This window comes from Streptomyces sp. NPDC001868 (genome assembly GCF_040297125.1).
In the GTDB taxonomy this organism is placed as follows: Bacteria; Actinomycetota; Actinomycetes; order Streptomycetales; family Streptomycetaceae; genus Streptomyces.
In genome coordinates this window covers 1-26,092 of record NZ_JBEOYO010000061.1, presented here as the reverse complement: position 1 = coordinate 26,092, position 26,092 = coordinate 1, and the positions used below count along the sequence as shown (strand labels likewise).

Here is a 26,092-nt window from a genome sequence, read left to right as displayed (position 1 = left end):
CGCATGCACGGAGACTTCACCCGCTGGACGTTCCAACCGCAGCAGGCCTACCGGGCCGTCCTCCTCCAGCAAGGGCGTGTGCTGCTCGACGCGGACTGGAACGAACAGGCCGCGATCACCGCGCACCACGACGAGGTCAGGACCGGCGACGTCGTCGGCCCGGACGGCGGCCCGACGGACGGCGCCGGGTTCGCCGTCGTCACCGCTGCCGCAGAACGACCCGCCGCGACCCCCTGGAGCGACCTGCGCATCACCCCCGGGCGGTACTACGTCGCGGGCACTCTGGTCGAGGCGCCCGCCCCGACCGCTCCCGAGACGGTCGGATGGCCGTTCGCCGACCAGCCGTACGTTCGCGAGGTCGACGGCGTACCGGCCGTCACGGAACCCGCCACGAACGGCCGTTACGCGGTGCTGCTGGACGTCTGGACCCATCACGTCACCGCCGACGAGCGGGCCGCGCTGCTGGAACCGGCCCTCGGCGGCCCCGACACCACCACCCGCGCGCAGACGGTCTGGCGCGTCCGGCTGATGTCCCTGACGGCAGGCCAGGACATGGCCGCACTGCGGGCGCCCGGCTTTTTCACCACCACCCGGGGGACCATGGCCGCGCTGCTCAGCAGACCCGACGCCCCAGTCGATCCCTGCCGTCTCACGACGAGTTCCGGCGGCTACACACGACTGGAGAACCAGCTCTACCGCGTGGAGATCCGCGACACTGAAGCAGGTGGTACGGAGTTCGTGTGGTCCCGGGAAAACGGCAGTGTCGTCGCCTCGCTGCTGGCCGTCACGGCGGCGGTCGACGGGGACAGCGCCGAACTGACCCTCGACCGGGAAGGACCCGACAAGGACCTGTCCATCCGGCCGGGTGACACCGTCGAGGTGACGGGCGTCGACCTGCAACTGCGCGGCCGGGCCGGATTCCTCGCCACCGTCACCGCACAGCGCGGCACGCGGCTGACCGTGCACTGGACCGGCGCCGCACCGGCCTCCCTCGCCGCCCTCGGCCGCACACCACTGGTCCGCCGCTGGGAGGGCCCGGCCCGCCCCCTGGACACCGGGCCGCTTGACTTGGAGGACGGCATCCAGGTCCGGTTCCCCCACGACAGCGGGACCCGGGCGACCGGCGACCACTGGCTCGTCCCGGCCCGCACGGTACGTCTGCTCTACGGCCAGACGGCCACCGCTGGCTCCATCGACTGGCCGGCCGGACCCAACGGACAGGGCGAGGCACTGCCCCCCTCCGGCCCCGTCCGGCAGACCACGGCGCTCGCGATCCTGCACAGGCAGAACGACGGCTGGACGCTCGAAGCGGACTGCCGCCGGCTCTTCCCGGCGCTGATCCACCTCGTCACACTGGACCCGGCGGGTGGCGACGGCCAGGAGGCCCCGCCCGGCAGGGCACTGCCCCAGCCGCTTCGGGTGGCCGCCCGCAACGGGGGACTGCCGCTGACAGGCGCCCGCGTCCGGTTCCGCACCCAGGGCGGCCGGCTCGAAGGGGGCGAGGGCACCGACACCGAGCGCATCGCGCTGTGCGACTCCCACGGCGTCGCCCAGGTCACCTGGACGCTGGACGCCCCCGGTCCGGCGACACAGACGGTCACCGCCGAACTCCTGGACCACGAGGACGGCCGGTCCGTGACGCTGACCGGCCGGCACAGCACCGCCGACCGGATCTCCTTCACCGCGCCGTCCGGCTGCGGGGTGTTCGCCGCATCGGAGACCGTGCAGAGCGCCCTGGAGAAAGTGGCCGGCCGCAGGACGCTGCGACTGCTGGGGGGTGACGGCCAACACCTCCGGCCCCAGGACAAGGTCCTTCCTCAGCCGGTGCGACTGGTCGTGGACAGCGCCTGCGGGCCGGTGAGCGGTGCCCAGGTGGTGGCCACGGCGGGAACGGGCGGCCTGGTGCTGAAGGCGACGGGCGCTCAGCCTCCCGCGGACCTCTCGACGGCGGGCGGGCAGGGCACGGCGACGGTGACCACGAGCGCGGACGGGTCGGCGGCGCTGTGGTGGCAGCCCGCGGACGCAGCCGCGACCGATGTGCTCCGGCTGGCGCTGCTGAACGCCCCAGGCGCCCCACTGGCCGTCACCGCGCAGGCGCTACCGAAGGAACGCGTCACGGCCGCCGAGGTCTCCTTCGCTCCACCGGCGAACTGTGGGGTCTTCGGCGCCTCGGAGAGCGTTGAGACCGCCCTGCGCAAAATCGTGGACCGCGCTGAGCTGCGACTGCTCGGCGGTGACGGGCAGCACCTCCAGGCTCAGGGCAAGGTGCTTCCGCAGCCGGTGCGGGTCGTGGCGGACAGCATCTGCGGCCCCGTCGCCAACAAGCAGGTGGTGGCGACGGCGACAACGGGTGGCCTAGTGCTGAAGGCGACGGGTGCACAGCCCCCGGCGGATCTGTCGACAGCGGGCGGGCAGGCATCGGCGACGGCCCCGACGGCTGCGGACGGGTCCGTCGCCTTCTGGTGGCAGCCCGCACCCGGAATCCCCAGCGACACGCTCCGGCTGGTCCTGCAGAACAGCCCGGGCGCCCCGCTGACCGTCACCGCACAGGCCCCGAGACGGGGCATCCACATCACCGACGTGAAGGTCAACGGGGAGACTCCCCTGAAACTGATCAACAGTGACCCGCTCACGCCGGCCATCCTGCGCCGCGGCATCTTCGCACAGGTCGATCAGGACATCGACCAGCGCAGCGTCAAGGGCAAGGGAGTGTGTTACGTCGAACTCGACCTGCCGTGGCCGCTCGACGGTGAGACCTCGCCCTGGGGCGGGCCCCGCATCGGGGTGCGCACGGTCAAGCTGCCGTCCAAGCCCTTCGACCCGGGTTCCCGCTTCGTGCAGTGGTTCGCCCAGGACACAACGACGCAGTGGCTCGACAACCAACTGCCGTCCCAGCTGGGCGCACTTCCGGCGTCGGTCAGACCGATCGTCGGACGCTTCGTCGTCGAGGGCTCGGCGATCATCGGGGCGGACCCCGCTCTGCGCGTCAACTGCCACGCCCCGTTCCGCCTCGACGCCGACGGTGTGACCCGCATTCAGCTCCCCACGGACGACGCCGTGATCGGCGGCCGCTTCGCCCTGACGTTCTTCCTCGACAAGACCCTGCCCTGACCGGCGCGCCGTCAGCCCGCAACCCGCTTCGCCACGGCCGACCTGCCGGACTTCGCCAGTTCCCACCGCGCCGCGGTCACCACGTGGTGGTGGGCGACCGGACCGCGGTCGGCCGCAGCGAGGTAGGCCGCGGCGAGCGCGACCGAGGCGATCTCACCGCCGGCCAGGTCCAGGTGGGCCAACTCGGCCGGGTCCAGGCCATCGACGGGAGTGCCGGGAGGAAAGGCCCGTCGCCACAGCGCCTCGCGCATCGCCGGGTCGGGGTGCGGGAAGTTGACCACCGTGCGGAGCCGACGGGTGAAGGCCCGGTCCAGGGCGGAGCGGGCGTTCGTCGTGAGGACCGCCAGTCCCCGGAACCTCTCCAGGCGCTGGAGCAGATAGGCGGTCTCCAGGTTCGCGTACCGGTCGTGGCTGTCGTGGACTTCCGAGCGTCGGCCGAAGAGCGCGTCGGCCTCGTCGAACAGCAGGACCGCCGCACTGTCCTCGGCCGCGGCGAACACCCGGCGGAGGTTCTTCTGGGTCTCGCCGATGTACTTGCTTGTGACCTGGCTGAGGTCCACCTGCACCAGGTCCAGCCCGAGCTCGCCGGCGACCACCTGCGCGGCGAAGGACTTGCCCGTCCCGCTCGGCCCGACGAACAGTGCCGTGGCACCCGGTTCCGCGGCCGTACGGTCCGCGAATCCCCAGTCGTCCAGCACCGTGGTGCGGTGACGCACGGACGCCACCAGGGCACGGAGCTGGGCGGCCTGGGCCTCGGGGACCACCAGGTCGCTCCACCGGGCCGCAGGTCGCAGCACTTGGGCGAGCCCCGACAGGGAGGGCCTCGCCCGCTCCCGGCAGGCCTGCCAGAGCGGGGTGCCGAGGGCGGTGTCCCGGGCCGCCTCCTCGGCGTCGGCCGCCGTGAGGTCGAACGTTCCGGCCGCCTCCTCGGCGTGCTGCTCCGGTGCTCCGGCCCGCCGCAGCGCGGACCGGAGCAGCGCCACGCGGTCGGCGGCGGACAGGCGGTCCACCGGCACGCGGACGAACGCGTCGGAGGACACGGCTGTGTCCTCGTCGCAGAGGACAGCCAGCGGGACGTCCAGGTCCGCGATCGCCCGGGGCACGGCTGCGCGCTCGGCCGGATCCGCACCGTCGAGGGAGAGTGCCCAGGCGTGCCCGGACAGGACCGTCTCCCGCTCTATGAGACGGGTCGTTCGCCGGCGTGCCGTCGCGTCGGTGGGCAGGTCGTCGACCGAGACGAGCAGGACCTGACGTCCATGGGCGGCTCCCGCCGCCGCGGCGACCAGCTGCAGGTTCGCCGCCTGCGGGCCGGACAGGAGCACGGCCCGGTGATGACTCCAGGCGTGTGCCACCGATTCGGCCGCGCGGTGCAGCGGGGCGGGCACCTGTGTGCGCACCGGGAGGGGGCGGGCGATCGTGGCCAGTTCGCTGTCGAGGTAGCCGGCGCCGGTCAGGTGGTGGAGCACCCGCTCGTCCACGGTCAGCGGACTGTTGATCGGTGACGAGGTGTCGAGCAGGCGCAGCAGGCTCCATCGTCGCAGCGGGGCGTCCGGGGTGGTCGCGCTCCAGTGCGCTCCGGGCAGCAGGGCGAGCGCGATGCCGAAGCTGGGCCAGGGGGAGCCGCACGCGGTCCGCAGTTCAGCGGCGAACGCCGCGGCCAGTTCGGGGCCGGCGGTCAGCAGGAGCAGGGAGCGCTCGAAGCCGGTCAGCCCGAACCCGTGCGCCAGCCGGTCGAGCGCGCTGTCGGCGGGGAGCCTGTGCCGGGCCGCGATCTCGGCCTGCTCGGCCTCGGCGCGCCGGTGCTCCGCCCCGTCGTTCCGTCCGGATTCCGTCAACAAAAGGCGCAGCAAGGCAAGTTCGGCCATCAGGTGGTCACGATTGGCCTGCTCCCAGTCGACGAGCCCGCTCTGGCCCCCGGTCATGGTGCCGGGAGGGTGATCGCGGGGGCCTGGTACACGCCGTCGACCCGGTGGGGAAGACTGTCGACGCCGTCGACCTGGATGCGGACCAGCCACCTGCCGTCCGTGACGGCGGCGCGCGGGACCGTGACGGACGGCTGCGCCGGAGCGTCGGGTCCGATCGGCGGCAGGACGAAGCAGAGTTCACCACGGGCGTCGTGGGTGTCCTCGTCCAGGCGGAGCAGTAAGACCGTCGCGTGCTGGCCCGGGAACAGGGGCGGGTCCAGCGCGAGGACGATGTCGGTGGGCCCCGCCGTCACCTCCGCGACGGCCGGACGCACCACGACGGGCAAGGAGTTCGAGGCAGCCGTGACCCGGGCAGACGGCGGATCCGGCGCCACGGACGGTGTTAGGTGCAGCACTTGGACGGCGTGCGTGCCCGCCGGGACCTGTGCGTCGACGGTCACCGTCAACCGGGTCGACGTCGCCCCTGGTCGCACAGCCGGACGCGCCGGGCCGATCCGGACCTGCGTCGTCGGCCCCAGCAGCCGTTCCCCGTGCAGGGTGAGCATCATGCCGCTCAGCACGGGCGAGTCCGGCGGGTCCGTGACGACGGAGCGCAGGCACGGCGCGCCCGACGCGCCGACGGTGATCGCCCGCTGAGCGACCGGCAGGGGCGTCCGGGAGGCGGTCTCCCCGGTCAGGAGAACGACGCCGGCCGTGTAGCCGATGGAGAGCAGGTAGGGCGTCTGCGGGAAGACCGACCAGATCTTCCACAGCTCGTCGACGGAGAGCGCGGCGGGGAAGAGCCGCACCGACTCGATCTGGTCGGCGAGATCCGTGTGCTTCAGGAAGGCGGTCTCGTCGGCGTCGCCATAGGCGCGCACGGCCGCTGCCACGACGCTCGGGCCCAGTACGGGGGTGACCGCCAGCGCATCGACCGCTCGGCCGAGCAGCCGCTCCGCCTCGAGTGCGCTGTCCTGGCCGTAGCAGGTGATCAGGTAGTGGAGATCGAGGGCCGTGACGGGACGTTGCGAGGGTGCGCCGTCGGTTCCGCGGTGCGGCAGGCTGCGGGCGTGCCAGGCGGCGTTGCGCGTCACGAGGTACAGGAACACGTTGATGCCGGGCACGCGCGCGAGGTCGTCGGCGCCGATGCGGTCCGGCCGCAGGGTGGTCACCTGGGCGCCGCCGACCGAGCCGGGGAGGCTGCTGCCGAGGGCGGTGTCGAGGACGTACCGCAGTGTGGAGGTCGACGCTGCGATCGCCAGGCTGTTGCTCACCGGCGCTCACCTCGGCGCGCGGCCAGATAGGCGGCCAGATCGACAGGGGGCACATCCCGGTGCGGTGCCTGCGGTGCGGAGACCGGCGGCTGCGTCGCCGGTGGTGGGGGCGGGTGCACGTCGATCTGGTCGATGTGCACGTGGACGTCCCCCGCCCCAGGTCCGGACGACGACGGGCCGTCCGGGACCGTGGCGATGCGCAGCGGACCGACGGTGATCGTCGGTCGGTCCGGCGGGATGTCCGGTCCGGCGGGTGCGTTGCCCGCCCGGTGGACGGCCGGTCGTGTACCGGGCGCGATCAGGCCCCGCTCGACGAGCGCCGGCACGACGTGCGCGTGCACCACATCTAGGAGATCCGGGACGGCGGTCGTGGTCGGCCGGGCTGCGGCAGCGGCAGGTGCGGCGGGCGCGGTTGCTTCCGTGCCTGGCGGTGTGCTGGGGCGCGCTCTGCCGGGCCGCTGTGACTTGCTGGTGGTGGGAGCTGTCGGGGCGGTGGCCACGGGGTGGTGGACGGCGATGTGCGGCGGCTGAGGGGGCGCCTCGGTCAGGGGCGACCCGGTGGGGGGTCGGCCGGGTTCCGCGGGACGGGACGTGCCACTGCTATCCGAGGGTTGCTCCGGACCGCCCCGCGTGGAGCGGTCCGCCGTCCCGGGTGGACTCGTGCGCCGCGGGGCGCGCCGCGATGTGCGGTGGTCGTCGGCCACCGGGTGCGGAGTGGGCTCGGCGGCCGGTGGGAGCGCGTTCCCTGCGGTGTTCGCCAGATCGTCCGACGCCGCCATGGACGCCACACCGTGGCGGGCATCCGTGGCTGCGTCGGGTTCGAGCTCAGCGGCAGGCGGCCCCATCAGGGGCCCGATGGGCGCTCCGAGGCCGCTCTCAGCCGCGCCGCGAAGCGTCGGGGGCGGCTCCTCACCGAGTGGCCAGGGGCGGGAGACGACCGAAACGTCTCCAGTATTCGCTGTGCCCGTCGCGCCAGACCGCTCCCGGTCGTACGGTTCGGGCTGCGACGCCACGGGGTCGGTGTTCGAGCCGTCATCGCGCCGCACCACCGGGACAGGGCCGTACCGCCCCGGCGTCGAGGAGCCCGGCTCGCGGAGCGCGCGACGCTCGGCACCGGTGGCTCGGTGCGCCGGCTGCCCGGTCGCCTCGACCGACGGAGGCCGACGGGCGCTGTCCGACCGCTCGCCGATCACCGACGGAGGCTGGTGGGCGCCGTCTGTCTGCTCGCCGATCACGGTCTCGAGCGTGAGCGGGCCGGGTGCAGGAGGGCCGTCCCCGGGCGGCGCCGGGGCAAACTCCTCGGTCCCGGCGGCCTTGTCCGTCAGGTCTTGTCGGGTCCCGTTGCCGGCCGGTTCGTAGGGGGAGCGCCGCCGCAGGACGAGCCGGGGCTCGCGGCCGAGCGCACGGGCCACCATCCGGTCGAAGTAGCCGGTCACAGCGCGGCCGCCTGCGTGAGGTAGCGCTGTCGCCGGGTCGGTGACATCGCCAGGACCGCCCGCTCGCTCCACCCGAAGGCGCGGGCGAGGGCGGCCACCTCCGCGATCAGGGCGGGGGCCGCCGCCTCGACCTGGTCCCACAGCATCGCACCCAAGTCGAGCGTCGCCACCACACAGCCCGCGCATGCGGGGCATTCCGCGCACAGCACCACATCCGCATCGCCCGCGAGCCGTTCGGCGGCCTCGTCCACCCGTGACTTCTCGTCCGAGGTCAGCGCGGACGGGTCGAAAGGCCGCCCGTCAAGCCTGCGCACACAGCGGGTCAGCAGCACGGCGCGTGCCTCGCCGGGATCGACCGCGGCGGCCAGGAGGTCCCGCACGGTCGGCGCACGGACCGCGTACCCGCCGACCCGCACCTCGCCGGGATCCGCCGGCGGCTCGGCGACCGGCACGTCGGCCGAGGAAGGCAACCGCACCCGTGCCTCGAGCAGTTCGCCGCACGCCGGACAGTGCACTAGCCCGTCGACGTCCCGCCCGAAGGCGATACGGTGCGCTTCGGCCGCCAGCGCCGAACACCGCCCGGTCGCGGAGTCGAGCGCTTCGTCCAGGTCGTCGACGAGCCCGGCCAAGTGCAGCAGCACGGTCACGCGTGCGACGGGAGGCACAGCCAGAGCCTGCTCCCACGCCGTCAATAGGTACGCGGGATCGGCGAGGTTGCGTACCGCGGTCTTCCCGGCCTGCACGCTCAGCCGACTCTCACGACGGGGCGAACGAGGGCTCGGTCGGCTCGGTCACAGCGAGGTCGCGCTGCCAGCCCTCGTTCTCCAGCTTGATCGACTGGATGGCGACCGCGTTGGCGTTGGCGTCGAGGTCCGGCAGAGCGTGGAACTCGGAGACCCAGCACCGGTAGACCGTGTAGGCGAGCGCCAGTTGCCCGGCCTCGTTGTAGACCTCGATGATGACGTCCTTGCGGAAGTCCTTGAGCGAGCTCTCGGCGCCGAGCCCCGTCCCCCAGTTCCACACCTTGCTCGCCCACTGCTCGAAGTCCGGGTCGTGGGTGACGCCGCGTTCCAGGGTGATCGCCTCGTACTCGGTGCGCCCGGGAGACTTCCGGCTGGTGCTCGGATCCCCTCCGTGCCGGTGCTTGACCACCTCGGTGGTCCGCCGCAGGGCGCCCACCTTGCTGACACCGGCCACGTACCGGCCGTCCCACTTGACCCTGAACTTGAAGTTCTTGTACGGGTCGAAGCGTGTCGCGTTGATCGTGAAGTCGGCCATCTCGCTCCTTCGGGCCCGGTGCGTCAGCCCACCGCGCCGGCAGTCTTCTGCTGAACACTGATGACGACGAACTCGGCGGGCTTCAGCGGTGCGAACCCGACCAGGATGTTGACGACGCCGCGGTCGATGTCGTACCGCGTGGTCGTCTCGGCGTCGCAGGCAACGAAGTAGGCCTCCTGGGGAGTCCGCCCCTGGAAGGCGCCCTGGCGGAAGAGATCCTGCATGAACGAGCCGAGGGAGGTACGGATTTGGCTCCACAGCGGCTCGTCGTTGGGTTCGAAGACGACCCACTGGGTTCCCCGGTACAGGCTCTCCTCCAGGTAGAGCGCGAACCGGCGGACCGGCACGTACTTGTAGTCGTCGGCGAGCGTGTCCGCGCCGCGCAGGGTCCGAGCGCCCCAGACCACCACCCCTGCCTGGGGAAAGGTGCGCAGGCAGTTGATGCCCAGTGGATTGAGCAGAGCGCTCTCGCCGTCGCCCGTGACATGTTCCAGCCCGGTGGCGCCGACGATGCCCGCGTCGAGCCCGGCTGGCGCCTTCCAGACGCCCCGTGACGCGTCGGTCCGCGCCATGACCCCGGCGAGCCCCCCGCAGGGCACGAACGCGCCGATGGCACCGTCGCGCAGCGGATCGGCGCGCCGGATCCGCGGCAGGTAGGCGGCCGCGTTGCGTGAGGGCTCGCCGGACAACCCCAGGTCCGCGACCCACTGGGGGAAGGCGGCGGGGCGCATGCCGACGGGCGGGTCCACGAGCAGGAACGCCCGGCGCGCCGCGCACAGACCGAGGGCCGCCGGCCACAGGCTGGGCGGCAGGTCACCGTCCGGGCGTGACGGCGGCAGACACAGCAGGTTGAAGAGGTCGGCGCGGCCGAGTGCGTGAAGGCCCAGGCCGTCGGCCTCGAACTGGGTGCCCTCCCCGCCGAGGTAGTCCTCCACGACGAGGTCGCGGCCGTCGTCCCCCTGGCCGGCGGCCGTGTCGTACGTTCCCTCACCCGGCCGGGCAAGGCCCTCGGGCATGGTGTCCACGCGGACGAGCCGGGACTCCGCCAGCACCCGGTCCACCCGGCGCGGCCCGTCGACCAGCGTGACGTTGAGGAAGACCTCGGGAGCGTCGCTGCTGCCGGGGCGAGTGTCCCGGATCTCCAGGTGGAAGAGGTCCTCGTCGTCGAAGGTCTCGGCGTGGGCGATCTCGCGGGCGTCCCGCGCGACGGGGTGGGTCACCCGGGCCGTCAGGTGGTTGGCCCACGAGCCGGGGCCGGAGGCGATCAACCGCAGGCCGTTCACGTCCAGCTCGGCGCTCGTCGCGCCACCGGCGAGACGGACGACGAGTGCCGTCCCGCCGCCGTTCAGGTAGAAGTCGCGCACGGCGTACCCCAACGCGCTGTCTCGCCACAGGCCGCCGAAGACCTGCTCGAACTGGGCCAGCGATGTGAGCGTCACGGCTTCGTCGACCGGTCCGCGCAGGGCACGGCCGACGAAAGCCGTGACAGCGGTGGTGACTCCGGTGACGGTCCGGTTTCCGCTGGGGGCCTCCGTCAGATAGACACCGGGGGCGCCCAGTGAGGGTTTGGGCATGCTGACTCCTTCGGCAAGGACCTCGGCCGGATCGTTCCAGCGCCGTGTCAAGCCATCGTCACAGCGCCGTCACATGCGAGGCCCCGTGACAGCAGCGTGACGCCGCGCTGACAGAGGCGGTGCGAAGCTTGCAGCCCGGTACGGACCGTATGGCCGAGGTGGAGGATTCGCATGGTGCAGGTGTCCGTGAGCGCGTCCGTCGCGGTCTCCGAGGGACCCACGCTGCCGATGTCGACGGTGCTGGATCCGGAGTCCTACACCTTCACGTCCGTGACGCTCGCTCCGACCGGTCAGTCCGGCGACCACGAGCAGGTGGTGCTGCTGCCGGACAAGGGTGATCCGGTTCTGCTGGCCGTCCGGGCCCGGACGGAGGCGGGGCAGCCGGCCACGGTCACCTTCAGCGCCGAGGGGACGCCGGAGGCCGTGCCGCCGCTGACCGTCGACGGCGTCCTGCTGGTGTGGGGGGGCGGACGCGGTGCGGGCCGTCCTGCCGGGCGGCCTGGACACGCTGTCGGTCGGCCACGACGGCGACCAGAGCGTGCGGATCGACATGCTGGCGTGCCTGGCAGTGCCCTGACGCCCGTGTTGCCGCCACACCGAGCCGGCGGGACGATGGGGGTGTGCGATCGCACCACACGTCGGCTGCCCTCTGCGCCGCGCAGCAGCGCCCGGCGGCCGACGCCCGGCAGCCCGCCGACTTCCTCGCCCTAAACCTGGCGCACGCCGCCAAAACGGGCGGCACCGCGCTGGACCCGGTCACCCGAGCCTGGGCGAACAGCCGCTTCGGTCACGACTTCGGGGACGTACGGGTGTACAGCGATCCCGTCTCGACACGGGCGCTGGGAGCCGCCGCGCTCACGACCGGCACCTCGATCGTCTTCGCGCCGGGTCGGTACGCACCCAGTACCGCGTCGGGACGCCGACTCCTCGCCCACGAGCTGGCCCACGTACGACAGCAGCGCGGACTCACCGAACCGCCGAAGTCGGTGAGCCGTCCCGACGCCGCCACCGAGCGGGAAGCCCACCGGGCCGCCGACCTGGCCGTAACGGCCGGGTCGCTGCCGCACACCTGGCAGGCGCCCGAGGCCGGGACGGTACAACTCCACCCCGGCGAGGCGTGTCCGGAGCCACCGGAGTGGCAGCCGGAGAGTGCGGCACCGGCGACGGTGTACGGCCCGGCGAACCGTCTCCTGGAGAAGACGTACCGGGCCACGCACGCAGGACCACGCGACCAGATCCTGGTGGGTTCCGACTTCCTCTACGGCGGAAACCCGGACTACGGGATCACCCTCCCGCGGGGAGCGGAGGACGCGAAGTTGGCGCAGGAGTTTCTGGCGGAATTGCGCGGAATCCGGCGCCAACGGGCACCCGACATCATGGACTTCACCGCCCGGACGATCTACGAGATCAAGACGGCCAGCTACGCGGAGGAGGGGCAGAGACAACTCGGTGAGGAGTACCGGCTCGCCGAACTGCTCCAGACCAAGCACGGAGGACACCCGTGGAACCGCGTGAACGCCACGTGGTTCCCGCCCCATGTCCTGGGCCCGCTGGAGGGCAACCCCGACTGCGTGCTCTGCACCGCCGCCACGGAGCACCCAGTGGGCAGGGAAGGGCTGATCCTCTACCAGGTGTACCGGCGTACCCGGAAGAACCGGGAACAGGAGGCACCACAACCCTCACGTGAGGCGGACGCGAAGGCCAAGGCCCTGGCAGCGCTGGCGGAGGGCGCGCGGAAACTCCGCAGACAGTTCGATCACTACTCCGGCGAACACCGCATCCAGGCCGAGCTCATCGAGCGGCCATCGTTCTCCGGGTTCGCGGGTTACTGGACCAACCAGCTCTTCAACGGACCCGTCCCACCCCAGACGATCTGGCTCAACGCCTTCGCCTCGCTCGCGGCGGTGGACTCCTCGGTACGGACCGGGGACCTGCGCCGCGCCACGGAGAGCCTGATCCGGGGCCGCCGGGAGTTCTTGCTGGCGCAGCGGCGCTACGTGGCATGGAGAAGGGGCATCGAGCCGGCCGGGCGGGAGGCACAGGTTGCCATCGGTGTTCTCGCCGTCGCGGCAATCCTGGCCTTCGTCGCGCCTCAACTCCTCACGCCGGAGAAGGCGCCCACGGCCGAGCAACTGGTCGTGCGCATCTCGGCGTTGATCGCTGAAGCCGACGCCAAGATGCTGGCGGCCGAGGCCGTCGTCACGGAAGCCGAGATCCAGGCCGAGGCGGCGCAGGAGGTGGAGCTCCTGCTCAGAGGAATGTGAGCTCAAAGGCCCTACTGCCGGGGCGGCGAAGAACACGGCTCACAGTGCGTCCCGACTCCCACACCACCAGCTCGCCATCCAGACCGGTCTGCTCGGGCAGCTGGGCGAGGGCGGCGGCGCGGATCTCCGGGAACGCCGCCGTCATGTCGGTGCCCTGCCGCGAGCGCAGCAGCACGCTGTCGCCACGGCAGGCCAGCTGGGCGCGGTTGGTGGTCGGCGTGAGAATGACATGGCCCTTCGTCACTCCTGCCAGCAACGGTGAGCACTACCCATCAGTGTCAACCACCAGGTCACCGCACGTGCGCCTGACACTCCGACGACGAAGACCAACGGACACTCCCCCACAGACCATCAGAGATCGAGGCCGGGGCCGCGCAGCTGCCGAACGCGACCGCGCTGGACGGCGAGCTGGTCGTATGGGACGCCGCAGGCCGGCTCGCCTTCGAGCAGCTGCAGAACCGGCTTCAGCGGCGCGACGCCGGGGCGGCCCGGGCGGCTGACGAGCGGCCGGCCCACTTCGTCGCATTCGATCTGCTGCGGCTGTCCGGAACCGACACGACACGCTGGCCGTACCGGCGGCACAGGGCCGCGCTCGAGTCCGTGTTCACCCGCGACGCCTCCGGCCGGTGGCGACACTCCGCACGCTGGCACAGTGCCCGCCCCGACCTCTCCCCCGCCGGCATCCCCCGCCTGACGTCACCGCCGCACTGACGGCGGCCGGGCGCGGCGGCCCCGCCGACGCGCAACCCGGCTGAGGACGACCCGTGCTTTCGCCGACCGCTCGGGGCTGTCCCCCCTGCATTCTGAATCAGCGACCGGACGCAGCGCCTGCACTTCCGGCTTATGCCTCGTTACAAAGGCAATCGGCGGGGGCATTGGGCGAGGTACATCCGGGGCGCCCAGGCAGACTGCCAGATATGAGCGAGAATGTGCCGCCTACCAACAGCGCCCGCGACTTGGATCGATGGCTCACTCCGGGCGTCAAAGGCATCGGCTCCGCCAGCTTCCTTGCTGATGTCGGCCATGAAATCCCCACCGCGCTGCTGCCGTCTTTGCTTACGTCCCTCGGCGCTCCGGCGGCGGCTTTGGGTGTGATCGAAGGGGTCTCCGACGCCCTGGCTGGCGCGGCCAGGTTCGGTGGCGGCGTCCTGGCGGATGATCCGTCCCGGCGCCGCAAGGTCGCCGTGGGTGGCTATGCGGCCACTGCCGTTCTCGGCGCCGCGACCGCCGGGGCGACCACGGTCTGGCAGGTCGGCCTGTTGCGGGCTGCGGCCTGGACCGCCCGTGGCCTGCGCGTCCCCGCACGCAATGCCCTCCTCGCCGACATCGTTCCTGCCGGGGCCTACGGACGCGCCTACGGCTTTGAGCGGATGATGGACAACCTGGGCGCGATCTTCGGTCCTCTCCTGGCCCTCGGTCTGGTTGCCTGGCTTGGCGTCACCTGGGCTATCGGGCTCTCCGTCATTCCCGGTTTACTGGCCGCTGTCGCGATCGTCTACGCTATCCGCCGCACTCCCACCTCCCAGCCCCGGGTCAAAGTGCCGCTCAAGATCCGGATCAAGCCGGTCCTGCAGGGCGACCTTGGCAGGCTGATGGCTGCAGTAGCGGCCTTCGAGGTCGGGAATGTCGCCGTGACACTGCTGATCCTGCGGGTGTCGGAACAGTTTGAACCAGCGCACGGCGCGAAGGCCGCGACCACGATCGCGCTCGGTCTCTACGTCTCGTACAACATCACCGCTTCGCTGGTAGCCATTCCCGCAGGCCGGCTCTCCGACAGGCTCGGCCGACGCGGGCCGGTCGTCGTCTTGGCCTGCGGTGTCGCCAGCTTCGCCTTCTCCTACGGGCTGTTCATCGTCGACGCAGCCGCCGTCGCGTTCCTCACCGTCCCCTTCATTCTGGCTGGCCTCGGCATCGGCGCCGTCGAGACCGCACAGCACTCGGCGGTTGCGGCCCTCGCTCCCGAGAACCTGCGCGGCTCCGCCTTCGGCATGCTTGCCGCCATCCAGTCCTTCGGGAACCTGGCCGCGTCCACCGTTACCGGCGTTCTGTGGACCGTTTTCTCGCCCGCCGCCGCTTTCGTTTACCTGACAGCCTGGATGTTCGTCGCGTTGGCCGGGCTGATGGTCAGTTCCCGGATGCTTCGGCGCTGAGTGCTGGACGAACGCCGAAGCTCCCAGAGGCTCAGTCCGGGAGCTTGGCGGAATCTCCTCGCGATGAGCGGCGGGGAAGCCGTATGCGGTCAGCCGACGCCGAAGTGCACGTACTGGGGCTCGACGTGGCGTCGGTCGGTACCGCCTTGCAGAGTCACTCCCGAGGCCACCCACTGCGATGAACTCGGGTGGTGCCGACGGCAGGAGACGTAGTCGCCCCATGCTCCGCCGTTCGGTCCGTTGGTGCCGGTTCGGGTGATGGCCAGTCGCCACTCACCGCCGTCGCGGAAGCCCACAACGTGCGAGGGGTGCCGGCTCCCTCCGCCGAAGGCCAGTGAGACGCCGACGACGCCTTGGGCGTTCGGACAGGCCGCGGGATAGGCGAAGGCAGAGTCCGCGTTCCAGATGTCGGGTTGCTCCACCAGCAGGTGAGTGGTGACGTCGACGACCGCGCCCTTCACATACGGTTTCGGTCGACCGGATATAGGTGCTGCGGTCCACAGGAAGCCCGCACGGGTACCGCTCACCCAGGCGCCCGTGATCCGCGAGTCGACCCGGTCGAGCCACTCCGCGCCGTCGGGTCCCGGTGCACTGTACGGACCGGAACTCCACGGGCTCATCTGGACGTCGAACGAACCTATCGTGTTCGAGCTGTCCGGCCAGCCGTGGACCCGCAGCGTCGTCCCGCCGTTGTGGCTGGCGAAGAACATGCTGCCTGCAGCACCTTGGGTGAGGCGAAGCGAACCGTTCTTCGTGGTCGACCACCACTGGTACGTCAGGCCGGAACCCGAGCGCAGCGGGTCGAGGGGGAGCTTGAAGGCCACCGCGCGCTTCCACTGGTCGGCGGAGTTGAACACGTTGAAGGTGACGTACAGGTGGTTGCTGCTGAAGGCCGCGTCCGGATAGTCGAACCACAGGTCTGTCCAGGAGGAGTCGAGGTTGCTGGGACTGAAGTCCCACCAGTGCCACGCGCCCGGGTTCGCTCCCGGAGCGACGGCGATCCGGAAGACGTTGTTGCCGCCGGGGACCGCGATGTACTGGAGGATCCAGATCCAGATGTCCCGGCTGGGCTCATAGACGACGATCTGGTCGCAGCAGAATCCGTCGGCAGCCGAGGGCAGGGCGGTGAACGGATCGACGTGTTCCCAGTCCTTGCCGCCGGTGGTGCTTCTGGCGGCGGACCAGTTGCAGGTGTAGAAGACGTTGCTGTTGGATGCTGCGACGGTGGGCTCGTTGACGGTGCTCGTCTGGGTGCTGGTGGCGGCATCGTCGAGGCCGACGTTCCTGATGAGTTGGACATTCGCCATGGCAGTAGCGCTCCTTAGCGAGCTGGGACGTGGCCCTGTGTGAGGGGCAGGGCCATCGGTCACGGCTCTTCGGGGACGGATTCCGGCGCCTGGCCCTGGGCGGGGCCCATCGGCTTGCGGGGTCCGGTGAACCTCCTCTCGCGCGCGTCAAGCTGGTGGGGTGTCGGCGTCTCGGGCTGGTCTGCGGACTCGTCCAGCGCCCTCGGTTCTCCCTGGGGAAGCGACTGAGCCTCTCCGGCATGTCCCAGGGCAGCGTCCTCCGCCGTGTACTCGGGGCCATCGCCGCGGATCTCGTTCGACATGCGCCATCCACCTTTCGATTCGGACTATCCACTGAAATTATGGGCAGATAAACAATCACATTCCGCCATTACATTCATTAGGCCTCTCACACCACCTGCCGTCAAATCCTCGGACAAGCTCCGCCTGTAGCTCGTTCCGGGTTTTTGCGAACGTTCAACTATGGAGTTGATAATTGAAGGGTGCATCACGCCTGTCTACTCTCCACTCACAAGCCGGCTAGTAGGCGCCCGGTGTAGCCCACCATCACCGTCCAGAAGAGTCCGGTGTATCCGCGCTCGCCGATTTTGGTGTTAAAGCGTCTACCAAGGAACGTTGCCGCGAACATCAGCGGCAGACAGACCAGGGCGATGAGATAGTCCCCTCCTCCGAGCAGTGCGGCATCCGTCCAGACGGCGGTTTTTGTGGCATCTCCGACAAGCGATGCCAAGGAAAGTGCGCCGACGAGGTGGAGTCGGTCCAAGGAAAGCCCGCGGACAGCAAGCCCCTTCAGAGGGCCGGAAGTGCCACTGAATCCGGATGTCGCTCCCGCGGCGAACGCCAGCACCGGGGAACTCGCCCGCCGCCAACGGGTAAGATCGAGTGATTCGACCAGAAACGCCGCAGCAAAGCTGACAATGACCGCGATGGTCACCGCCCGATCGGGCGCAGAAACCAGCAACTTGGCCCCCAGAAAAGCCCCCACCGCGACCAGAACGATTATTGCGGCGGCTTTCCGATAGGGGAGCGTCTTCCGGTATGCGAAGACCTTCACCAGATTGTTCGCGGCAAGAAGGAGTGCCGCCAGCGCCACCCCAGATTTCGTGCCGAGCACAAGCGCCAGCGTGGGAACGAGAATGAGGCTGCCTCCGAACCCTGCCGAAGCAGAGAGTGTGAATGCCGCAGCAACAGCCACGAAGACAAGAGGAAGCAGATGCGGATCCATCGGTATCCTCCCTCAGCTCGCAATGAAGCAGTAAAGGACCTCGTTTCGCTTGGAGTCGAGCCCAGGCCTGCAGTACAGTGCCTGCCCATCGAATTGCTTGATCACTTCGGGTTCGTTGGTCTCTCCGTCGATCACCACCATCATTTCGGGGATCTGATGCTCAGGCGGCTCCGTGACGACGCCGCCGTCCAGATTTCCGACCAGTGTCGCGGGAACTTCATTCAGGGTGCGGGGAACTGATTCGGCCAGTCGCTCGACGATCGCGTCGAAGGAGTCAAGGCCAGACTGTGTGAGGCTCTCACGAACTTGCGCTTTCGTGTCATCCGGGGTCGCGTTGCCTACTTCTCGGATCAGTGGCTTGGTCATGACTCGCTCACCTTCCTCGCGGTATGTACACCCCGCACGAGCGGCTGGAGAGATGAACAGCGCGGTCAACCGCTGCAGCAGTCTGATGGACGAATCCAGAGCACGGGTATAACCGGCTACACCATCAGCATGTGTCCCACCGCAGCAATCCGCATCTCAGCGAGCAGGATGCTCAGCGCCTAGGTATCCCCGCACACAGACGGGGAGTTGAAAGTCGAAATACCGGCACAGTCGGCAGGTCATATCGGCTGCGAAGGCAGCGGGGACGTCCCTTGACCTAGCGCGCATGACCGCCTGCCTTACACCCCCGGGGTGAATCCCCGCCAGTACGACACCCGTTACAGGGTCGCGGCGCACCAGACGTACAGGACTCGATCAGACCGTTGCTCCATCTGGTAGGTGACCGGGGGCGCTGTCACGTTGTTGGGTGGGTAGATGTCTGATGGCGTCGAGGCGTGGTGCAGCTCGGTTCCGGGCTGTGCTCAGGCAGCGATGGCGAGGCCGGCGACGCCGGTGATCTGCTCCCAGATTGCGAAGCGGATGCTCATCTCGGCTCGGTGGGCGGCAGCGGTCATCAGGTGTCGACAGGGCCGGAAGTGAGGACGGTGGCAGGTCCGAAAGGACCTGCCACCTTCGCACGAGAGAGCGGCCTGGAGATCACGGTCTGTCACCTACCGACGGGGACTTCGAAGTGGAACAAGATAGAGGTGCGCCACGAGGCGCCGCTGTTACCGGGTAGAGGTGCAAGACCCCTACCGCCGGACTGTCGCAGTAGTCCGGCGAAGCTGAGGGCAGCCGATCCGTGGAGACGCACGGGGAGGTAAGAGCAGCCCTGACAACGACGGAGCGCGTCGGCACTTCCAGACGGCGCGGGTCCGGCAAGCAAGACGAGACGCCGTACGAGAGGAACCAGTACCTGACGTCCCGTAAGTGTTCCACCGGCTCCAACCTGGAGGATCTGGGCCGGTTGCAGCGCACGCCGTCCGCTTGCCGGGCGGCGACTTCGAAGCCGGTCTCTCGATGCTGGCGAGGAGGCCACGTTGAATGCCTGCGGCGTAGGCGTGGCGATGCTGTCGGGGTAGAGCTGGACGGCTCGCTCGTCGACCGGAAAGTGGTGAACGTGGGAAGCGTGCTGGAACCGCCCTTCCCGGCTGGCATCCAGTCAGCCGGTGGGCAGGCCCGTTGTCGACTGACGGCTCCAGTACGTGGCGGAGGCCCCGTAATAGTCCGAGCCTACGAGAGGTGCGTACATGGCGAAGGGGGCCAGCAAGTCCGTGGCCGAAGCACTGGAAGACCAGGAGGTCCTCGCCGGTGAATACCGACGAACTGGAGGCCGTCACGTATGTGGCGGAGCGACGGGTACTGGAGATCCAGACCAAGCTGCACCGTTGGGCCCGTGATGATCCTCATCGCAGGTTCGATGACCTGTTCAACCTCTGTTCCGATCCCGCGTTCCTTCTGGTCGCGTGGGATCGGGTGCGGGGTAACAAGGGTGCGAAGACCGCCGGGGTGGATGGCCGCACCGCAGCGTCCATCGCGGAGCGGACGGGCGTCGAGGAGTTCCTCGGCGGACTGCGGGAGAGCATCAAGGACCGTAGTTTCCGTCCGCTGCCGGTGCGGGAGCGGATGATCCCCAAGGCGGGCGGGAAGCTGCGCCGGTTGGGGATCGCCACGATCGCGGACCGGGTGGTGCAGGCATCCTTGAAGCTGGTGCTGGAGCCGATCTTCGAGACGGATTTCCTCCCGTGTTCCTACGGGTTCCGTCCGAACCGCCGGGCTCATGACGCGGTGGCCGAGGTGCGGTTCTTCACGTCCAAGTCTTATGAGTGGATCGTGGAGGGCGACATCAAGGCCTGCTTTGACGAGATTTCACACTCCGCCCTGATGGACCGGGTGCGGAAGCGCGTCGGAGACAAACGTGTCCTGATCTTGGTGAAGGCGTTCTTGAAGTCGGGCATCCTCGGTGAGGACCGGGTACTTCGAGAGACCAGCGCCGGTACCCCACAGGGTTCAATTCTCTCGCCGTTGATGAGTAACGTGGCTCTCTCGGTCCTGGACGAGCACATCGCCCAGTCTCCGGGGGGCCCGAGGTCTACGCCTTGGGCGCGGACCAAGCGGCGTCGTCAAGGTCTCCCCAACTACCGGCTTACCCGGTACGCGGACGACTGGTGCCTGATGGTCAAGGGCTCCAAGGACGACGCCGAATCTCTGCGCGAGGAGATCGCGGAGGTGTTGTCCACGATGGGCTTGCGCCTGTCCGTGGAGAAGACCCTGATCACCCACATCGACGAGGGGCTGGACTTCCTCGGATGGCGCATCCAGCGCCACCGCCAACGCGGATCCAGCCGCAGCTACGTCTACACCTACCCCTCGCGCAAGGCCCTGACGGCCGCGATGGGCAAGGTCAAGGCGATACGCCGCAGAACGGCCACCGGCCTGCCACTGGACGAACTGCTCATCCAGATCAACCGGATGCTGTTCGGCTGGTGCATGTACTTCCGCCCCGGAGTGTCCAGCGCGACCTTCCAGTACCTGAGTTCGTACACGTGGAGCCAGGTCATGAAGTGGCTGCGTCGCAAGCATCTCCGGATCAACAGGAAGGATCTCCGCCGTCTTTACTGCGGTGGGGGATGGTGGCCAGCAGGGGAGGAACGGACACTGTTCGATCCCGGCAAGGTACGCACGACGCGCTACCGATACCGGGGAACGGTCATCCCTTCCCCCTGGCTGACCACCGGATGAAGATCAACAGGGGCAGTGAGACGGGACTTGTGGAGCGCCCGGTGCCATGAGAGTGGCACGCCGGGTGCGGGAAGAGGCCCGAAGAAACGGCTCGCTCGAGAGACGAGACCGCGCTTCGGGCCTACTTCACCACCGGATGTTCTGTCACATCACCGCGAACTGGCAGGGGCGGCCGCTGACCAGCTACCAGGTCGTCCTCGAGACCATCGCCACCACAACAACCAAGACCGGCCTGACCATCGTGGCCTAGAAGATCCTGATTCCGACTGTTCCGCCGAAGAACTTCTCCGCCTTGAGTCAGTGCCGGCAGAACGGGCTGCGAAGTGACTCGCCACCCCTGCCGTTGAAGGAGCATCACAAGATCCCCGACAGAGCCGAAATGCGTGACCGCTGACACCACTTACAGCGGGAGCGTTATCCCCAGTTCCTGCATGGCCGTTGAAGGCGGTCCGCCTTCGGAGCGTTCGGTCTTGTACCCCTTGACGCGGGGTTCGAGGGTGCGGGGGTCGACGCCTTCGGCGGGGGCGCTCTTGGCGTAGAGGCCGGTGGGCTGGCTGTCGCGGTCGTGGGGCAGGAGCCAGAAGACGCGGCGGCGGAAGGTGCCGGAGGCGCGGGAGGCCTTGGCGGTGGGCCCGAGGAGGGCGTAGCCGATCATGCGTCCGTCGCGGTGGTAGGCGGGCCGGCCTTTGCGGGTGGGCAGTCGGTCCAGGCTCTGGCGTACGTAGTCGAGGGTCTCGATGTCCTCCAGCCACACGATGTCGGCTTCGTGGCTGATCTCGTCCTCGGTGATCAGGGAACTCACGTGCGGTCCCTCTCCTGGTCGGTGAGCAGTCCGATGCCGGGGTAGTGCTTGCGCTGGTTGGACAGGATCATCTCCTTGGGCGAGGCCAGTCCGACGAGTTCGCGGGTGCGGGCGGCGAACGCGCGCGATGACATGGCTGGTGCCCCCTCAGTGTGGCACCAGGCCCGGTAGGCGGCGTAGAGGGCGGTCTGCTCGGCGCGCAGGTCGGTGCCGAGCGTGCAGCATTCTTCGTAGAAGCGGCCGGTGTGGTCCTCGGTCTCCGCGTAGGCGCTGGTGGCGATGCGGACGCGTTCGGGTCCGGTGAGGTCGCGGTCGCCGGCGAGGTAGCGGCGGGCGCCGTCGACGAGCCAGGCGAGGATGCCGGGGCCTTCCTCGGTGACGAGGAGGTCGGCCAGGTTGTCGATCTTGCGGTGGTCGGGGACGACGCGTTCGAAGGGGATCAGGCGCATACGGCGCCAGAACGCGAAGCCGCCGGTGCCGACTTCGGGCCGGTGGTTGCCCAGCAGCCAGAGCTTGTGGGTGGGGTTGAAGCCGAAGAAGTCCTGTCGCATGCGGCGGGCCTTGATGCGGTCGCCGCCGGTGAGCAACTTGACGCGGCCCTCGTCGAATTTGTCTCCTGGCTTGACCTCGGAGCAGACGATGACGCGTCGGCCGTGGAGTTCGGCCAGGTCGGTGGGGTGGCCTTCGAAGGGGCGGGCCATCAGGAAGCCGGGCGGGGCCGCGTCCGCGTAGTCGCCGAGGAGTTTCATCAGGACGTCCAGTAGGACAGACTTGCCGTTCTTGCCGGAGCCGAACAGGAAGGGCAGGACCTGGCCGCCGACGTCGCCGGTGACGGAGTAGCCGAGCAGCAGCTGCAGGTACCTGATCATCTGCTGGTCTTCCGGGTCTGCGCCGAAGGTGTCGGTCAGGAAGCGTTCCCAGCGGGGGGTGGGCATGGTTTTGGGGCCGACGGTGGTGGAGCGGGAGTGGAAGTCCTTGTTCGGATCCGGGGTCTTCACCAGGCCGGTGCGCAGGTCGACGATGCCGTCGGGGGTGCACAGCGCGTAGGGGTCGGCGTCCAGCAGGGCGGCGTTGAGAACCATTCCGGGAGCGGACTTGGCCTGCGAGAGCATGGCGTTCATGCCCGTGGTGGACAGTGCGCGCCGTCGGTGGGCGTGCAATGACTGGGCGGTGAACAGGCCGCGCGGGTCGTGGCCGGCGATGGCCTCGGCGAGGTCTCCGGCGGCCCACAGGACAGTGTCGTCCTCGTCGATCTGCCATCGGGTGGTGTCCCACCGGTACCAGCCCATCCCGGGGACGTGCCGGTAGTCGTTGGCGTACAGCTTGACGAACAGCTTGGCGTTGCCGCGATCGGTCAGGGTGTCGGGCAACAGGCCTGCCGAGGTTGCTTCTCCGGCTGCCGCGCGGGAGACGTCTGTCTGGGCGGGCAGGGCGACGGTGGTGGCTGGGGCGGTGTGGGTCTGCTGGCGGATCTCCGCGGCGACGGCTTCGGCGTCGAACTCGAAGAGGGCCGCTGTCTCGTGGTCTGGTGCGTTCATCGGGGACCCCTTCGCAGGTGGAGGGGGTGTTGGCGGCCGGCGGCCAGGCCGCTGCGGATGATCTGCGCGGCACGCCGCTCCTGGCCCGGGCGGGCTGCAGCCGCGGTCTCAGTAAGGGCGAGTTCGGCTTCTTCCTCGGTGAGCCGGCCTGCGGCGACGAGGCCTCCCAGGGTGTAGGCGGCACGGTTGAGCGTGTCGGAGAACCCGGCGCCTTCGGTGACTTGGCCGCACTCCTCGACAGGGGCAAGAACGGAGGCGAGCAGGCGCTCGGTGCGGTCGCGGCCGCCGCCTGCGGCGAGGACCGCCTGCTGCGCGCGGGGCGGGACCAGTCGAGGGGCGTGCATGCTCGGGGCGGGCAGATGTCCGGTGCGTTCGAGTTCCTGAGCCAGCCAGGATGGCAGCGCGGCGGGTTCACGAACGTCGTCGAGCGGAGTGTAGGTGCCGTCGCGGGTGGTGGTGCCCGGGGCGACGATGTAGCCGCCGTGGGCCCGGACATCAACCTGCCAGGCCAGGGCCGCGCCTTGGCTGGAGCCTGACGAGCAGCGCCAGCGGCGGTTGTCCGCGGTCCGGTACCAGACGTGGAGGCCCCCTGAGGGTGTGCGGACGCGCAGCGTGGTGTCGTCCTCTGCGGGGCTGCGCTGGCCGCGTAGGGCGGCCAGGACGGCCAGCGTGTGGAATCCGTTGGCCAGGCCGGTGAGGTCGACGTGGTCGCCGATCGGGATGCCGGGCAGTACCCGGTCGCGAGTGGGCGGCTGGGTGGGGTGGGCATCGATGTCGATGACGACGAGGCTGGCCGGGCCGCAGGCGACACCGACACCAAATTCTGGGTGGTCGCCCCACCATTCGGCGATACGGCGTTGGTCGAGGGTGGCGGCGTGAAAGCCGTGGCACCAGCGCCCTGCGGGAAGGCACGGGCACCCGACGGGCGGGTGCGGGGTCGAGCGGCATGCGGAGCAGTTCGCGGCTGGCGTCTTGCGGCTTGCAGCGAGGGGGTGCACGGGCCAGCCGCGGCGGGCGCACCAGCTGGCGATGGCCAGGGAGACAGCGGCTGAAGACTCGGGGGCGGGCTGTCGTGAGTCGCTGTCGAAAAGACGCAGCTCAGCAGGCATACGCACCCCCTATCAGCGACCGAAGCGACTCAACGACGGACACAGCGTAGCGAATGTGGCCCGTGCGGTTGTGGAGTACAAGCGAAGGAACCCGAATGCCGTGTCGAGATGCGACCCAGCACGGCACCGTAGCTACCGAACACGCCCGGCAGCGACTGAGGATGGTTCGGTAGCTGCGCAACCGCTTTGAGAAGATCCCAGTTCAGATGCCATCCGGACTCCCGAACAGCGACTGAAGCGACTGAAGCTTCCTATATATGACGCACACGCACACACCCCAACGGCTTCATATACTCCGACTTTGAGTCGCTTCGGTCGCTGTACGCATCGTTGCAACCCGTTGACCTGCGCTAACGTCCTTCAGCTACTCAGCGACTGTGTGCTGGCTGAGTAGCTGCTCTTTCAGTCGCTGTGCCATCGCGGCCAGGAGCGACCCGAGCGACTGAAGCGACTGAAGCGACTCTGCATCCGACAACACCCTTCGGTATGGAGCTGCTGTTAGGGGACTCGAGCTGTTGGTCGCTTCAGTCGCTCCAGAGACCGTCAGCTCTGGCTGGATCGCCCGATTCGGACCCAGCGCCAGATACTCCTGGTCGCAAGCCGTCAAGCTTGTCATGCTCAGCGCTGACGAAACCGTGCCTTGGGTCCGGCCAGTAGCGACTCGGTCAACGTCGCACGCGCAGGGTCGTGACGAGCCCGGTCCGGAGGATCACATTGGCCACCTACGGCGCCGCTTGCCGAAGGCAGGCTTTAGTGAGGGTTTGATACGCCTGGGCGGTTCATCGCAATTTTCAGCGACCAGGCGCAAGCGCCGAACCAAGCGATCCGCCGGAAATGCGGCTTCTGCAGCAATCAGCAGACCAGTTATGCGCCGGGTTCCTTACCAAAGCTCCTGTCTCATTCAGAAACCTACCGGTTCACCCGAGAGGGAGGACGCACGCCCCGGTACACCCAACGCTCCCGCACACGCCCTGCACAGTCCGGCCAGCCCCCGATACCCAGGCACCATGCAGCTTTCCCGGCCCTACCCCAGCGACCTGTCCGACGCCCGCTGGGAACTCATCCGCCCCACCCTCGAAGCCTGGCGACAGGCCCGCGACGGCATCCGCAAACCCACCCACGACCTGCGCACGCTGATGAACGCCATCCTCTACGTCGACCGCACCGGCATTCCCTGGCGCTACCTGCCCCACGACTTCCCGCCCCACCAGACCGTCTACGGCTACTTCGCCCACTGGCAAGCCGACGGCATCCTCGGCCAACTGACCTGACTGTTACGCGGCAAAGTCCGCCAGGCCGAAGGCCGCACCAGCGAGCCCAGCGCCTGCCTGATCGACAGCCAGAGCATCAAAACCTCCGCCACCGTCCCCCTGACCAGCCAAGGCATCGACCCGGCCAAGAAGATCATCGGCCGCAAACGCCACATCGTCACCGACACACTCGGTCTCGTCCTTGCCGTCGCTGTCACCGCCGCAAGCGTCCACGACTCCGCCGCCGGCACCCAACTCCTCACCGAGATCGCCGAACACCACCCCACCATCACCAAAGCCTGGGCCGACAACGGCTACAAGACCAAAGCGGTGGAACACGCCGCCCAGCTCGGCATCGACCTCGAGATAGTCCAGCGCGACCCCACAACCCGCGGCTTCCACGTCCAGCCCCGCCGCTGGGTCATCGAACGGACCCTCGGCCGGCTCATGCACCGCCGCCGCCTGGCCCGCGACTACGAAACCCACCCCCACCGCTCAGCCGCCATGATCCAACTGGCCGGCATCAACCTCATGACCCGCCGCCTCACCCACGAGTCCACCCCGAACTGGCGCGACAGTTAAGCCAAATGAAACGGACAACCGGGAATCAAACCCTCACTTACTGATCTCGGCTCGTTAGGGGTGATGTTTGCTGAACTTGCTGATGTGGGTGTGGTGTTGTCGGTAGTCCGTGGCGTGTGAGATACGCGGATGGGGGCGGGCTGACGCCTGGAGCACGGCGGCGTCGGGAAGCGGTGCGGA

Annotated in this window: 19 protein-coding genes and 4 pseudogenes; 8 read left to right on the top strand and 15 right to left on the bottom strand. The window is 69.3% G+C overall.

Annotation, left to right across the window (positions count from 1 at the left end; genetic code table 11):
• Window positions 1-3: 3 nt before the first annotated feature.
• The gene (locus ABT147_RS40170) at window positions 4-3,111 is read left to right on the top strand and encodes a DUF6519 domain-containing protein (RefSeq protein ID WP_351415922.1); all 3,108 of its coding nucleotides are present in this window, start codon (window positions 4-6) and stop codon (window positions 3,109-3,111) included.
• An 11-nt stretch (window positions 3,112-3,122) separates the two neighbouring features.
• Here ABT147_RS40170 and ABT147_RS40165 read toward each other — a convergent pair whose 3' ends face one another.
• The 6 genes from ABT147_RS40165 to ABT147_RS40140 form a co-directional block, all read right to left on the bottom strand.
• On the bottom strand, window positions 3,123-5,033 hold the full coding sequence (locus ABT147_RS40165; protein ID WP_351415920.1) for an ATP-binding protein: 1,911 nt from the start codon (window positions 5,031-5,033) through the stop codon (window positions 3,123-3,125).
• Entirely contained in the window at window positions 5,030-6,289 is a 1,260-nt protein-coding gene (locus ABT147_RS40160) for a Pvc16 family protein (RefSeq protein ID WP_351415918.1), read from the bottom strand. Before ABT147_RS40160 ends, ABT147_RS40165 begins: the two co-directional genes overlap by 4 nt.
• The gene (locus ABT147_RS40155) at window positions 6,286-6,630 is read right to left on the bottom strand and encodes a hypothetical protein (RefSeq protein WP_351415915.1); all 345 of its coding nucleotides are present in this window, start codon (window positions 6,628-6,630) and stop codon (window positions 6,286-6,288) included. The genes ABT147_RS40160 and ABT147_RS40155 overlap by 4 nt, the downstream gene beginning before the upstream one ends.
• A gap of 1,091 nt (window positions 6,631-7,721) precedes the next feature.
• Window positions 7,722-8,468: a hypothetical protein gene (locus ABT147_RS40150; protein WP_351415913.1), complete on the bottom strand. Its 747-nt coding sequence runs from the start codon at window positions 8,466-8,468 to the stop codon at window positions 7,722-7,724.
• 13 nt (window positions 8,469-8,481) lie between these two features.
• Complete coding sequence (locus ABT147_RS40145; RefSeq protein WP_327349095.1) at window positions 8,482-9,003, bottom strand: phage tail protein; 522 nt, start codon at window positions 9,001-9,003, stop codon at window positions 8,482-8,484.
• Between the two features lie 23 nt (window positions 9,004-9,026).
• Window positions 9,027-10,577, bottom strand: a complete 1,551-nt coding sequence (locus ABT147_RS40140) for a phage tail sheath family protein (RefSeq protein WP_327349094.1) — start codon at window positions 10,575-10,577, stop codon at window positions 9,027-9,029.
• Window positions 10,578-11,197: 620 nt separating this feature from the next.
• Between ABT147_RS40140 and ABT147_RS40135 the strand changes: the two genes are divergently transcribed.
• Entirely contained in the window at window positions 11,198-12,841 is a 1,644-nt protein-coding gene (locus tag ABT147_RS40135; protein ID WP_351415910.1) for an eCIS core domain-containing protein, read from the top strand.
• On the opposite strand, the gene ABT147_RS40130 is transcribed toward ABT147_RS40135, so the two are convergent.
• Complete coding sequence (locus tag ABT147_RS40130) at window positions 12,828-13,085, bottom strand: ATP-dependent DNA ligase (protein ID WP_351415908.1); 258 nt, start codon at window positions 13,083-13,085, stop codon at window positions 12,828-12,830. The genes ABT147_RS40135 and ABT147_RS40130 overlap by 14 nt on opposite strands.
• Before the next feature lie 113 nt (window positions 13,086-13,198).
• Between ABT147_RS40130 and ABT147_RS40125 the strand changes: the two genes are divergently transcribed.
• Both ABT147_RS40125 and ABT147_RS40120 read left to right on the top strand, forming a co-directional pair.
• Window positions 13,199-13,552, top strand: a complete 354-nt coding sequence (locus ABT147_RS40125; RefSeq protein ID WP_351415962.1) for an ATP-dependent DNA ligase — start codon at window positions 13,199-13,201, stop codon at window positions 13,550-13,552.
• A 206-nt stretch (window positions 13,553-13,758) separates the two neighbouring features.
• Window positions 13,759-14,991, top strand: a complete 1,233-nt coding sequence (locus ABT147_RS40120; protein WP_351415907.1) for an MFS transporter — start codon at window positions 13,759-13,761, stop codon at window positions 14,989-14,991.
• A gap of 89 nt (window positions 14,992-15,080) precedes the next feature.
• Here ABT147_RS40120 and ABT147_RS40115 read toward each other — a convergent pair whose 3' ends face one another.
• From ABT147_RS40115 to ABT147_RS40095, 5 genes and pseudogenes are all read right to left on the bottom strand, one after another.
• The gene (locus ABT147_RS40115) at window positions 15,081-16,298 is read right to left on the bottom strand and encodes a hypothetical protein (RefSeq protein ID WP_351415904.1); all 1,218 of its coding nucleotides are present in this window, start codon (window positions 16,296-16,298) and stop codon (window positions 15,081-15,083) included.
• Between the two features lie 59 nt (window positions 16,299-16,357).
• A complete protein-coding gene (locus ABT147_RS40110; RefSeq protein WP_351415902.1) occupies window positions 16,358-16,600 on the bottom strand; it encodes a hypothetical protein in 243 nt (80 codons plus the stop codon).
• A 206-nt stretch (window positions 16,601-16,806) separates the two neighbouring features.
• Window positions 16,807-17,523 (bottom strand): TSUP family transporter, encoded by a 717-nt coding sequence (locus ABT147_RS40105; protein WP_327349087.1) that lies wholly within the window; start codon window positions 17,521-17,523, stop codon window positions 16,807-16,809.
• Between the two features lie 12 nt (window positions 17,524-17,535).
• Window positions 17,536-17,889 (bottom strand): hypothetical protein, encoded by a 354-nt coding sequence (locus tag ABT147_RS40100; protein WP_327349086.1) that lies wholly within the window; start codon window positions 17,887-17,889, stop codon window positions 17,536-17,538.
• Window positions 17,890-18,371: 482 nt separating this feature from the next.
• Window positions 18,372-18,491, bottom strand: a pseudogene (locus tag ABT147_RS40095) (IS6 family transposase); the annotation flags it as partial.
• Window positions 18,492-18,521: 30 nt separating this feature from the next.
• Between ABT147_RS40095 and ABT147_RS40090 the strand changes: the two are divergent.
• From ABT147_RS40090 to ABT147_RS40080, 3 genes and pseudogenes are all read left to right on the top strand, one after another.
• Window positions 18,522-18,644 (top strand): annotated as a pseudogene (locus ABT147_RS40090) (ISAzo13-like element transposase-related protein); the annotation flags it as partial.
• Between the two features lie 556 nt (window positions 18,645-19,200).
• On the top strand, window positions 19,201-20,631 hold the full coding sequence (gene ltrA / locus ABT147_RS40085) for a group II intron reverse transcriptase/maturase (protein ID WP_351415899.1): 1,431 nt from the start codon (window positions 19,201-19,203) through the stop codon (window positions 20,629-20,631).
• Window positions 20,632-20,755: 124 nt separating this feature from the next.
• Window positions 20,756-20,878, top strand: a pseudogene (locus tag ABT147_RS40080) (ISAzo13-like element transposase-related protein); the annotation flags it as partial.
• A 153-nt stretch (window positions 20,879-21,031) separates the two neighbouring features.
• Here ABT147_RS40080 and ABT147_RS40075 read toward each other — a convergent pair.
• Genes ABT147_RS40075 through ABT147_RS40065 form a run of 3 tightly spaced genes read right to left on the bottom strand, consistent with a single transcriptional unit; the run spans window position 21,032 to window position 24,080 of the window.
• On the bottom strand, window positions 21,032-21,433 hold the full coding sequence (locus tag ABT147_RS40075; protein ID WP_327349085.1) for a DUF6009 family protein: 402 nt from the start codon (window positions 21,431-21,433) through the stop codon (window positions 21,032-21,034).
• Window positions 21,430-22,971 (bottom strand): DNA primase family protein, encoded by a 1,542-nt coding sequence (locus ABT147_RS40070; protein WP_351415896.1) that lies wholly within the window; start codon window positions 22,969-22,971, stop codon window positions 21,430-21,432. The genes ABT147_RS40075 and ABT147_RS40070 overlap by 4 nt, the downstream gene beginning before the upstream one ends.
• Window positions 22,968-24,080: a bifunctional DNA primase/polymerase gene (locus ABT147_RS40065; protein ID WP_351415894.1), complete on the bottom strand. Its 1,113-nt coding sequence runs from the start codon at window positions 24,078-24,080 to the stop codon at window positions 22,968-22,970. The genes ABT147_RS40070 and ABT147_RS40065 overlap by 4 nt, the downstream gene beginning before the upstream one ends.
• A gap of 1,007 nt (window positions 24,081-25,087) precedes the next feature.
• Between ABT147_RS40065 and ABT147_RS40060 the strand changes: the two are divergent.
• A pseudogene (locus ABT147_RS40060) lies at window positions 25,088-25,912 on the top strand (IS5 family transposase).
• The last annotated feature ends 180 nt before the right edge of the window (window positions 25,913-26,092 follow it).

Coding starts and splice junctions, on each gene's coding strand:
- ABT147_RS40140 (WP_327349094.1), bottom strand. CDS start 10,577: ATGCCCAAACCCTCACTGGGCGCCCCCGGTGTCTATCTGACGGAGGCC.
- ABT147_RS40165 (WP_351415920.1), bottom strand. CDS start 5,033: ATGACCGGGGGCCAGAGCGGGCTCGTCGACTGGGAGCAGGCCAATCGT.
- ABT147_RS40070 (WP_351415896.1), bottom strand. CDS start 22,971: ATGAACGCACCAGACCACGAGACAGCGGCCCTCTTCGAGTTCGACGCC.
- ABT147_RS40115 (WP_351415904.1), bottom strand. CDS start 16,298: ATGGCGAATGTCCAACTCATCAGGAACGTCGGCCTCGACGATGCCGCC.
- ABT147_RS40120 (WP_351415907.1), top strand. CDS start 13,759: ATGAGCGAGAATGTGCCGCCTACCAACAGCGCCCGCGACTTGGATCGA.
- ABT147_RS40145 (WP_327349095.1), bottom strand. CDS start 9,003: ATGGCCGACTTCACGATCAACGCGACACGCTTCGACCCGTACAAGAAC.
- ABT147_RS40100 (WP_327349086.1), bottom strand. CDS start 17,889: ATGACCAAGCCACTGATCCGAGAAGTAGGCAACGCGACCCCGGATGAC.
- ABT147_RS40105 (WP_327349087.1), bottom strand. CDS start 17,523: ATGGATCCGCATCTGCTTCCTCTTGTCTTCGTGGCTGTTGCTGCGGCA.
- ABT147_RS40110 (WP_351415902.1), bottom strand. CDS start 16,600: ATGTCGAACGAGATCCGCGGCGATGGCCCCGAGTACACGGCGGAGGAC.
- ABT147_RS40065 (WP_351415894.1), bottom strand. CDS start 24,080: ATGCCTGCTGAGCTGCGTCTTTTCGACAGCGACTCACGACAGCCCGCC.
- ABT147_RS40170 (WP_351415922.1), top strand. CDS start 4: ATGCACGGAGACTTCACCCGCTGGACGTTCCAACCGCAGCAGGCCTAC.